This window comes from Nocardioides endophyticus (assembly GCF_039543845.1).
GTDB lineage: Bacteria > Actinomycetota > Actinomycetes > Propionibacteriales > Nocardioidaceae > Nocardioides > Nocardioides endophyticus.
Genome location: NZ_BAABKN010000003.1, coordinates 85,386 through 95,574 on the forward strand (window position 1 = coordinate 85,386; position 10,189 = coordinate 95,574).

The following is a 10,189-nucleotide window of genomic DNA, read 5'->3' on the forward strand; positions in this document are numbered from 1 at the left end:
GTCGGCGCAGATTGACCCACGAGTCGGCGCAAAGTAGCCCCTGCCGGGGTCACTTTGCGCCGACTCGGCGATTTCGGGCCATCCAGCGCGGTCACTGCAGCCAGGCGCTCGCTTCGACCAGCTCATCGATCGCGCCGATGACGGCGACCCGGAGCTCGTCGAGCTGACGCCCGGTGGGTACGGCGCCGTCGAGCGCCGCCAGCTCGACCTCCAGGCAGCGGGCGCCCAGGCTGCGCAGCCCGACGTTGTCGGCACTCCCCCGCAGCCGGTGTGCACAATCCGCGACAGCGGGGCCGTCGGCTGCCGCAGCGGCGGCTACCAGCTCGACCAGCGTCTGGTGCGCGCTCGATCCGAACCGGTCCACGATCCGCAGCACCAGGTCGGCGTCGAAGCCCTCGTCCATCAGCTCGCGCAGCCGGTCGTCGGCTGCCGAGACCTCTCCGACAAGCGCCGGAGCGGGTACGTCGCCGGAGTCACCCGGCAGCCATCGTGCGATGGTGGCGGCCAGCAGCTCGGCGTCGACCGGCTTGGACAGGAAGTCGTCCATCCCGGCTTGGCGGCAGCGCTCGCGCTCCTCCGCGGTGGCCGAGGCGGTCATGGCGATGATCGGCACCCGCTCCAGGGAGCCGCCCATCGCCCGGATCGTCTGGGTCGCGTCGAATCCGTCCATCACCGGCATCTGGCAGTCCATCAGGATCGCGTCGAACCCGTCCTGGTCGTCGGCGAGCGCCGCCACGGCCTCCGACCCGTCATGCGCGATGACCACGGCGCAGCCGAGGTGGTGCAGCATCCCGGTCGCGACGAGCTGGTTGACGGCGTTGTCCTCGACCACGAGCACCCGGCCGCGGGCGCCGCCGGTCGGCGGCGCCGGCAGCTGGGCCCGCTCGGGGCGGCCGGCGTCGAAGCGACCGCCCAGCACGGCGAGCTCGTCGAGCAGCCTCGACGCGAGGATCGGCTTGGAGACGAAGGTGTCGATCCCGGCGCTCTCCAGCCAGTCCGCCGACGGTTCGAGGGCCGAGGACAGCAGCGCGAGCCGCAGCCCCTGCAGCCGCTCGTCGGACCGGATCGCGCGGGCCAGCTGCTCCCCGTCGACGTCCGGCATCATGTAGTCGAGCAGCACCACGTCGTACCCGTCGGCCCGGCGCAGCGACCCGTCCAGCTCGCCGAGCGCCTCCTGGGCGGATGCCGCCACCGTCACGTCGACGTCCCAGGCGCGCAGCTGCTCGGCCAGGATGAAGCGGTTGGTCGCGTTGTCGTCGACGACCAGCACCCGCAGGCCGGCGACCGCGCCCTCGCGCATGGCTGGCGAGCTGACCCCGGTCGGCGGCAGGAACGGTGCCGTGAACCAGAACGTGCTGCCCTCCCCGGGCGTGCTCTCCACGCCGATCTCCCCGCCCATGGCGGTCACGATCCGTTCGCTGATCGCGAGCCCGAGCCCGGTCCCGCCGTACCGTCGGGTCGTGGAGCTGTCGGCCTGGGAGAAGGCCGTGAAGAGCTGACCTTGGGCCTCGGGCGCGATGCCGATGCCGGTGTCGGTCACCTCGACGCGTACGGCGGACGAGCCGGTGCCGCTCGCCCGGACGACGATCTCGCCGACGTCGGTGAACTTCACGGCGTTCGCGACCAGGTTCGTCACCACCTGCCCGAACCGGACCGGGTCACCCCGGACCAGCGTCGGCACCTGGTCGACGCTCGAGATCACCAGCTCGAGGTCCTTGCCGGACGCGCTCTCGGCCACCAGGGCGACGCTGCGCTCGATGACGTCGCGGGGGTCGAAGTCGACCTCCTCGAGCTCGAGCTTGCCGGCCTCGACCTTCGAGAGGTCGAGGATGTCGTTGACCAGCGCGAGCAGCGCCCGGCCGGCCTGGTCGATGCCATCGGCGAAACGGCGCTGGTGGGTCGAGAGCTCGGTCCTGCTGAGCAACTCGGACAGGCCGATCACGCCGTTGAGCGGGGTGCGGATCTCGTGGCTCATCGTGGCGAGGAACTCCGACTTCGCGCGCGAGGCCGCCAACGCCTCGTCCCGGGCGGTGGCGAGCTGCGCCGCCACCTCCTCGCGCTGGGCGACGGTCGCCAGCAGCGCGAGCATCTGCGTGAAGATCGCGAGCTCGTAGGGGCGCGGCGAGGCCGCAGCGCGACTGTCGGACACCACGACACAGGCGAGCCGGTCGCGCACCACGGCCGGACCGGCCACGAAGACGGTGCCAGACGGCCCGACCCGCTGCATGATGTCGAGCCGCTCGGACACCTCGTCGGCCATCGACCGAGCGAAGGCCAGGTCTGCGGGGCCGAAGTCGCGCCAACCGGCGTCGAAGTGCACCAGCGCGCCCGGATCGGCCGGGGTAGGGGCCGAGACGATGATAGCCGGCCATTGGGTGAAGGGGCGCACGATCGTGTCCGCGGCGAGCAGCGCATCACCGAGGGTCGGCGCCTCGTTGGCAGCCGCCGCCATCGCGCTCAGGAAGGCCAGCCCCTGCTCGGCCTCCTTGCTCTCGGTGATGTCCTGCACGGTCCCGGCGGCGCGCACCAGGACACCGGTCTCGTCCATCACCGCCCGGCCACGCACCCGGACCCACCGGGTGGGCTGGCCGTGCACCGGTCGCAGCCTGACGTCGAACGACATCGGCTCCCCGGCCCCGGACATCGCGGCGTACGCCGCCTCGACGATCGCGCGGTCCTCGGGGTGCAGCCGCTCGAAGAGCGTCTCCCCCGTCGGCTCGAAGGACTGGGGCTCGAACTCGAGCACTCGGAACAGTTCGTCCGACCACCGCAGCACACGATCCGACGCAGTGAACTCCCAGCTGCCGACCTTGGCGATCGACTGCGCCTCAGCGAGCTCCCGACCGCGGCGCTCGAGCTCCTCGACCAGGGACTCACGTGACACGTCCTCGCCGTGTCCGATCGTCGTCATAAGGGCGATGCTCCCCCATCCGCGGCTCGCACACACACAATCGGCGCAGTCCCGATGGGGCGCGGCGTGGTTGGCTGGAGTCATGGACGCACGCACTGTCGTGATCGCGGGGGCGTCGGGGTTCCTCGGCCGGCACCTGAGCGAGCAGCTCGTCGAGCGCGGACACGCCGTCATCGCTCTCACCCGGCGCCCGACCTCGGCGCCCGACGAGTCGAGCTGGGACCCGTACGCCGGGGTCTACGAGCGCGACGTGATCGAGCGTGCCGACGTGGTGGTCAACCTGGCCGGGGCACCCACGATCGGCAACCCGCACTCACGCACGTGGGAGCGGAAGCTGCGCGAGAGCCGGCTGACGACGACCCGGCTGCTGGCCGATGCGATCGCCGACAGCACTCGGCGCCCGGCGTACCTCGCCGGCAACGCGATCGCCTGGTACGGCGACCACGGCGACGAGGTCGTGACCGAGGCATCCGACAGCCGCGGCGACAGCCTGATGACGAGCCTGTGCCGCGAGTGGCAGGCGGCGGCAGATCCGGCCATCGAGGCCGGCGCGAGGGTGTGCTTCCTGCGCACCGCTCCCGTCATGGACCGCTCGGCCGCGCCGCTCAAGCAGCTGCGGCTGCTCACCAAGCTGGGTCTCGGCGCGCGCCTGGGCGACGGACGTCAGCGGATGGCGATGATCTCGCTGCGAGACTGGGTCGGCGGCGCGCTCCACCTCATCGAACACGACGAGGTCTCCGGGCCGGTCAACCTCTGCTGCCCGACGACGCCGACCAACGCGGAGTTCACCGAGGCTCTGGCCCGCACGCTCGACCGCAAGGCGCTGCTCGTGGCACCGGGTTTCGCCGTCAAGATCGGGGCCGGCCCAGTGGCCGGCGAGGTTCTCGGCTCGATCGACCTCCGGCCGGACGTGCTCGAGGACAGCGGCTACTCCTTCCGCGACCGCACCGTCCACGAGGTGGTCCGCAGCGGTCTCGCCCCCTCGACCGACTGAGCGACCCGCCACAGCCCGCCCTCGTGCACCAGCACCACCCGCCGGGTGGTCGCACGGTCCCGCGGCAGCGGCAGTCGTACACCGGGCCCGGCGGCGACCGCTCCGGTGAGCCGGTCGGTCACCACGAGGTCGAGACGCGCGGCCGAGGCTCGACGTACGTCGAGGTCGACGAGCTGCATCCGCATCCCCTCGACCCGGAGCCCGCGCTCGCGCCAGGCTCGCAGCATCGCGACCTCGGCGCGACCGGCGGGCGAGCCGGGGACGTAGAGCGACCGCACCTCCGCGACGTCACTCGACGCCCAGGCCGCAGCCCGCCGGTCGTCCCACTCGTGCAGCACGGCCGACGCCGCAGGTGCGCCGCCGGTCAGACAGACCGACAGGCACATCGACAACAGTTCCGGTCTCATCGGCGTCTCCTACCCGTGCCGATGCCTTCCGAGCAGGTTGTCCACAGGAGGATGACGCCGTGGTCAGCCGCCGTGAGTTCCTGGACGGGGGTGCCGCCGTCACCGCGGCCGCTGCTGCCGGCGCGGTCGGCCCACGATCGAGACGCGCCTCGGCCTGAACGGCGCGGCGGCACGTCGTACAGGCACCTCCGTTCGGACGGTGAGGACACCGGCGCGATGGTGACCGAGGAGTTCCTCCCTCTGCTGTCCGACCGCGGCCTCGACGCACTCGACGGCGTGCTGGCGCCGGATGCTGACCACGCAGCTGGCCTTCCTGGGTCGCGGCGTAGGCTCGCCGATGTGAGGCACGTAGCGTGAGGTTCGAGGACGTAGGACTGGTCGACTACCTGGCCGCGTGGGATCTCCAACGCGAGGTGCACCAGCGGGTGGCCGACGGCGAGCAGGCCGATACGACGCTGCTGCTCGAGCACCCCGCCGTCTTCACGGCGGGCAAGCGCACCCAGCCACACGACCGTCCGGTCGACCCGAACGGCGCGCCCGTCATCGACGTCGACCGCGGGGGCACGATCACCTTCCACGGCCCCGGCCAGCTGGTCGGCTACCCGATCGTCAGGCTGCCCGAGCACGTCAAGGTCGTCGACTACGTACGCCGCGTCGAAGAGGCCCTGATCCAGGTGTGCGCCGACCTCGGCGTGACCACGGCCCGGGTGCCCGGTCGCAGCGGCGTCTGGCTGCGGGCCGACGACCGCGGTCCGGAGCGCAAGATCGCCGCCCTGGGGATCCGGGTGAGCCGCGGTGTCACGATGCACGGCTTCTCGCTCAACTGCGACGTCGACCTCGCGTGGTTCGACCGGTTCGTCCCCTGCAGCATCGACGACGCCGGCGTCACCTCGCTCAGCCAGGAGCTCGGTCGCGACGTCACGACCGCCGAGGTCTTGCCGACGGTCGAGCGGCACCTGAGTGACTACCTCGCGTGGGCGCCGTACGACGCCACTCCGGACTACGACGCCCGTCCCGACCCCGCGCGGCACCCGCGCATCGAGCTGCTGACGCCCTAACCTCGGGTCGGTGACTGACCTCGTCATCGAGACCCAAGGTCTACGCAAGGAGTTCCGCAGCCGTCGTGGCGTGCGGGTCGCCGTGCAGGACCTCGACCTGGCCGTGCCGGCCGGCGGTGTGCACGGCTTCCTCGGACCCAACGGGTCGGGCAAGACCACGACGATCCGGATGCTGCTCGGCCTTGCCACCGCGACCTCCGGCTCGATGCGGCTCTTCGGCGAGCCGGTGCCCCAGCGGCTGCCCTCGGTCATCGACCGGGTGGGCGCCGTGGTCGAGAACCCGAAGTTCTCCCCCCACTTCACCGGCCGCCAGAACCTGACCCTGCTTGCGCGCACGATAGGGCCGTCGGGAGGCGTCGACGCGGCAGTCGACCAGGTCGTCGAGACCGTCGGCCTGAGCGGCCGCGACCAGGACCGCTACAAGGCCTACTCACTGGGCATGAAGCAGCGGCTCGCGATCGCCGCCACCCTGCTCAAGTCGCCCGAGCTGCTGATCCTCGACGAACCGACCAATGGCCTCGACCCCGCCGGCATCCGCGAGATCCGCGACACCATCCGCCAGCTGGGCGAGTCGGGCGTCACGGTGCTGCTCAGCTCGCACATCCTCGCCGAGGTCCAGCAGGTCTGTACGTCGGCCACGATCATCGGCAACGGTCGGATGCTCGCGTCCGGCCGCGTCGACGACCTGATCGGCATCAGCACGTCCTACCGCGTCGCGGTACCCGACCCGGCCACTGCGCGCAGCGTGCTCACCGGCGCCGGGTTCACGCTCACCGGGACAGATGACGAGCTGCTCGTCGACACCGACCGTCCGGCGGCCGTCACCGAGGCGCTCGGCGCCGCCGGGATCTGGCTGTCCGAGCTCACCCCGCTGCGGGCAGACCTGGAGACGGTCTTCCTGGAGCTCACGGCGGGAGACCAGCTGGGAGGGGCGGCCTGATGCGCCGGTTGGTGGGAGTCGAGCTGACCCGGCTGCGCTGGCGTCGTGCGGTCCAGGTGCTCGTGGCCTTCGCGCTGTTCGTGCCGATCCTGGTGTTCGCGATCACGGCGTGGAACACGCGCTCCTACTCCGACGCCGAGATGGCCGAGTTCCAGACACAGGTGGACCGCGACACCAACTCGATCGAAACCCAGCAGAGCCTCAAGGACTGCCTCGACAACCCCGACGACTTCGGCGTCCCGCCGGGCGAGGACGTGCAGACCACGTGCGAGGAGTGGACCCTCCCGCAACTCGACTGGTACGCCTTCCGCGAGCCGCTCAACCTCGACACCGAGCGCGACGCCGGGTCCGGAGTGGTCGTCATCGCGCTGCTCGCCGTACTATTCGCGCTGGCGGGTACGACGTTCGCCGGGCACGACTGGAACACCGGCTCGATGAGCAACCAGCTGCTGTTCGAGCCCCGACGAGGCCGCGTGTGGCTGACGAAGGGCCTCGTCGTGACGCTGGCGAGCGGCGCCATCGCGGCAGTCGTGCTCGCGGCGTACTGGACGGGGCTGTGGGTGCTCGCCGGCGCCCGCAGCCTCGACCCGTCGGGACACAGCGTCTGGGAGGGCTACCAGCAGGGCATCCGCGGGACCGCGCTCGCGGCGCTCTGCGCGCTCTGCGCCTACGCGGTCACCATGCTCTTCCGCAGCACGGTGGTGACCCTCGGCGTGCTTTTCGGGCTGTCGATCCTGGCGCCGATCCTGCTGGCCCTGATCGCCTTCCCCGACAACGAGCGCTGGATGCCGCAGACCAACATCGCCGCCGTCATGCTCGACGGCACCACCTACTACGGCGAGATGGTCTGCACGTCCACGACCGATGAGCTCGGCAACGAGATCCAGGAGTGCGGGGACAGCACTGAGCACAAGCTGACGCTGGCCGGCGGCTCGGCGTACCTGCTCGGCCTGCTCGCGCTGGCCGCGGTGCCCTCGGTCCTCACGTTCCGCCGGCGAGACGTGCCCTAACCGCCGTAGTGCTCGGCCATCGCCGGGTAGTAGTCGCGGTCGAAGTCGATCGCGGCCACGTCACCGCCGGTCAGGACGGCGCCCAGGCGGTCGAGGTAGTACTCCCAGCCCGGACCGACGCTGTCGGCGACGGCCGGGTCGATGTCGGGCTGGGTGAACGTCAGCACCGTGACCCCGTCGCGCTCCACCAGATCGAGCTCCAGCTGCCACCGCTCGTCGCCGACCTGGGAGGTGACGGCCAGGCGGCGCGGCGGGTCGCACTCCCGGATCTCCATGTCGTTCGCCGTCGCGTCCTCGCTCTCGGCCGTCATGGCGAACTGCACGCGTCCCGACGCCGGATCCCCGGTCCAGACGCCGATCCAGCGCGCGAGCCGATCCGACTCAGTGACCGCAGCCCATACGTCGTCGATCGGCGCCCGGAACTCGCGCTCGATCACGAGACGCCGTACGCCGTCCGCGGTCTCGATCCGGCCGGTCGGTTGCGTGCTCATGCGGTCTCCTCTGTCGGGGTGGTCTGTCGGCGCTCGCGCCCCGTACGGCGGACCTCGGTATCCAGGGCGTCCAGGGCGTGCTCGGTCAGGGGTTGCGTACGCACGACCAGCGAGTCGACGTACGCCGTGACCGGCGCCAGTCCCTCCCGGACGAGCGCGTAGTGGCGCTCGCGGCCGCGTGCCTCGACGGTCACCAGTCCCGCCTCGGCCAGCAGTCGGAGGTGCTTGCTCACCGCCGGCCGCGAGATCGGGAGCCCGTCGGCGAGGTCCACGACCCGCTGCGGACGACCCGCCAGCGCCCGCAGCAGCGAGCGTCGTACCGGGTCGGCGAGCGCCGCGTAGGGGTCCACGTCATCAGGTAACCACCTGGTTACTGATCAGGCAATGACCCGAATCGGGAACGGCTGGCTCGCGCGCGTAGGCTGGCTCTCGTGACGCAAGCTCCCGCCCCAGAAGGACGCAAGCTGCTCCGAATCGAAGTGCGCAACGCGGAGACCCCGATCGAGCGCAAACCGGAGTGGATCAAGACCCGGGCCAAGATGGGCCCGGAGTACAAGCACCTGCAGAGCCTGGTGAAGTCCGAAGGACTCCACACGGTCTGCCAGGAGGCTGGTTGTCCCAACATCTTCGAGTGCTGGGAGGACCGCGAGGCCACCTTCCTCATCGGCGGTGACCAGTGCACCCGACGCTGCGACTTCTGCCAGATCGACACCGGCAAGCCGCAGCCGCTGGACCGCGACGAGCCGCGCCGGGTCGCCGAGTCGGTCCAGAAGATGGAGCTGCGCTACGCCACGATCACCGGCGTCGCCCGCGACGACCTCGAGGACGGCGGCGCCTGGCTGTACGCCGAGACGGTGCGCGCCATCCACGAGATGAACCCGGACACCGGGGTCGAGAACCTGATCCCCGACTTCAACGGCAAGCCCGACCTGCTGCGCGAGGTGTTCGAGTCCCGCCCGGAGGTGCTCGCCCACAACGTCGAGACGGTGCCGCGGATCTTCAAGCGGATCCGGCCGGCCTTCCGCTACGAGCGGTCGCTGGACGTCATCACCCAGGCGCGTGACTTCGGGCTGGTCACCAAGTCCAACCTGATCCTGGGCATGGGCGAGACCCGCGAGGAGGTCTCGCAGGCACTGCGCGACCTGCACGGCGCGGGCTGCGAGCTGATCACGATCACGCAGTACCTACGCCCCTCGGTGCGCCACCATCCCGTCGAGCGCTGGGTGAAGCCGCACGAGTTCGTGGAGCTCCGCGACGAGGCCGAGCAGATCGGCTTCGTCGGCGTCCTGTCAGGACCGCTCGTGCGCTCGTCGTACCGGGCCGGTCGCCTGTACCGTCAGGCGATGGACGCCCGCGCGGGCGTCGCCACTGCCTGACCCATCCCATCGAGCACACCAGAACGAGGCACAGCAGAACATGGCGAAGGACCCGAAGCCCGTCGACCCGGACAAGATGAGCCGGAGCAGGCAGTTCCTCGAGACCTACCGGATGGCCAAGAAGTCCGACCCTCTGCTGGGCGTCTGGATCCTCGGCTCATTCATCGTCGGTGCGGCCGCGGGCTTCGCCGTCTTCTTCTGGCTGCTCCCGACGAGCGGCATCCTGCACGCGATCATCTCGGTCGTCGGCGCACTCCTGCTCGGCACGCTGCTCGCAATGATCATCTTCGGCCGGCGCGCCCAGAAGGCCGCCTACAGCCAGATGGATGGCCAGCCGGGTGCCGCGGCCGCCGCGCTGCGGATGCTGCGCGGCCGGAGCTGGAAGACCGACCCGGTCATCGCCTTCACCAAGCAGCAGGACGTCGTGCACCGCGTGGTCGGCCCTCCCGGCATCGTCCTGGTTGGCGAGGGCAACCCCACCCGCCTCCGCTCGCTGATGCTCAGCGAACGCCGCAAGCACGAGCGGGTCGCCGCCGAGATCCCGATCCACGAGGTCATCTGCGGCAACGGCGAGGGCGAGGTACCGCTGCCCAAGCTCTCCCGCTACGTCACGAAGCTGGGGCGCCAGGTGAAGCCCGCCGAGATGACCGACGTGCTCTACCGACTCAAGGCACTCGACGCCAATCGCTCGGCGATCCCGATGCCCAAGGGCCCGATCCCGACCAGCATGAAGGGCATGCGCGGCCAGATGAGGGGTCGCTGACGCGCCAGCGGCATCTACGTCGGTGGTCGAGCGTAGCCGCGCGGCTGAGGAACGAAGCCGCGACCGGCGTGTCGAGACCCGGTGAGCCGAGAAGCAGCCTGAAGCGTGGTGGTTTCGAGGCTCAGGCCCAGCGGCCTTCGCACCTCAACCACCGTGCCCCGGTGGTTGAGGTGTGAGGCGCGCTAGTGTCCTGCACGGAAAATGCGGTTCGTTAGTCGTAGGCTGGGGGTATGGCTCGC

General features: G+C 70.8%; 9 protein-coding genes and 1 pseudogene. 6 read left to right on the top strand and 4 right to left on the bottom strand.

Annotation, left to right across the window (positions count from 1 at the left end; all coding sequences use genetic code 11):
- Positions 1–91: 91 nt before the first annotated feature.
- Positions 92–2,911, bottom strand: a complete 2,820-nt coding sequence (locus tag ABEA33_RS01150; RefSeq protein ID WP_345524677.1) for a hybrid sensor histidine kinase/response regulator — start codon at positions 2,909–2,911, stop codon at positions 92–94.
- Between the two features lie 82 nt (positions 2,912–2,993).
- Here ABEA33_RS01150 and ABEA33_RS01155 point away from each other — a divergent pair, with 82 nt between their 5' ends.
- Positions 2,994–3,905, top strand: coding sequence for a TIGR01777 family oxidoreductase (locus ABEA33_RS01155; RefSeq protein ID WP_345524678.1), 912 nt, complete (start codon positions 2,994–2,996; stop codon positions 3,903–3,905).
- Here ABEA33_RS01155 and ABEA33_RS01160 read toward each other — a convergent pair.
- Positions 3,839–4,312, bottom strand: coding sequence for a hypothetical protein (locus ABEA33_RS01160; RefSeq protein ID WP_345524679.1), 474 nt, complete (start codon positions 4,310–4,312; stop codon positions 3,839–3,841). The two genes, ABEA33_RS01155 and ABEA33_RS01160, sit on opposite strands and share 67 nt — an antisense overlap.
- A 344-nt stretch (positions 4,313–4,656) precedes the next feature.
- Between ABEA33_RS01160 and lipB the strand changes: the two are divergent.
- The 3 genes and pseudogenes from lipB to ABEA33_RS01175 form a co-directional block, all read left to right on the top strand.
- Positions 4,657–5,370 (top strand): annotated as a pseudogene (gene lipB, locus ABEA33_RS01165) (lipoyl(octanoyl) transferase LipB); the annotation flags it as partial.
- A 10-nt stretch (positions 5,371–5,380) separates the two neighbouring features.
- Positions 5,381–6,310, top strand: a complete 930-nt coding sequence (locus tag ABEA33_RS01170; protein ID WP_345524681.1) for an ABC transporter ATP-binding protein — start codon at positions 5,381–5,383, stop codon at positions 6,308–6,310.
- On the top strand, positions 6,310–7,320 hold the full coding sequence (locus ABEA33_RS01175) for a hypothetical protein (RefSeq protein WP_345524682.1): 1,011 nt from the start codon (positions 6,310–6,312) through the stop codon (positions 7,318–7,320). Before ABEA33_RS01170 ends, ABEA33_RS01175 begins: the two co-directional genes overlap by 1 nt.
- Here ABEA33_RS01175 and ABEA33_RS01180 read toward each other — a convergent pair.
- The gene (locus ABEA33_RS01180; RefSeq protein ID WP_345524683.1) at positions 7,317–7,811 is read right to left on the bottom strand and encodes an SRPBCC family protein; all 495 of its coding nucleotides are present in this window, start codon (positions 7,809–7,811) and stop codon (positions 7,317–7,319) included. The genes ABEA33_RS01175 and ABEA33_RS01180 overlap by 4 nt on opposite strands.
- Positions 7,808–8,161: an ArsR/SmtB family transcription factor gene (locus tag ABEA33_RS01185; protein ID WP_345524684.1), complete on the bottom strand. Its 354-nt coding sequence runs from the start codon at positions 8,159–8,161 to the stop codon at positions 7,808–7,810. Before ABEA33_RS01185 ends, ABEA33_RS01180 begins: the two co-directional genes overlap by 4 nt.
- 81 nt (positions 8,162–8,242) lie before the next feature.
- Between ABEA33_RS01185 and lipA the strand changes: the two genes are divergently transcribed.
- Together lipA and ABEA33_RS01195 are read left to right on the top strand one after the other, a co-directional pair.
- Positions 8,243–9,187, top strand: coding sequence for a lipoyl synthase (lipA, locus tag ABEA33_RS01190; protein WP_345524685.1), 945 nt, complete (start codon positions 8,243–8,245; stop codon positions 9,185–9,187).
- Between the two features lie 40 nt (positions 9,188–9,227).
- Positions 9,228–9,950, top strand: coding sequence for a DUF4191 domain-containing protein (locus ABEA33_RS01195; RefSeq protein ID WP_345524686.1), 723 nt, complete (start codon positions 9,228–9,230; stop codon positions 9,948–9,950).
- Positions 9,951–10,189: the final 239 nt, after the last annotated feature.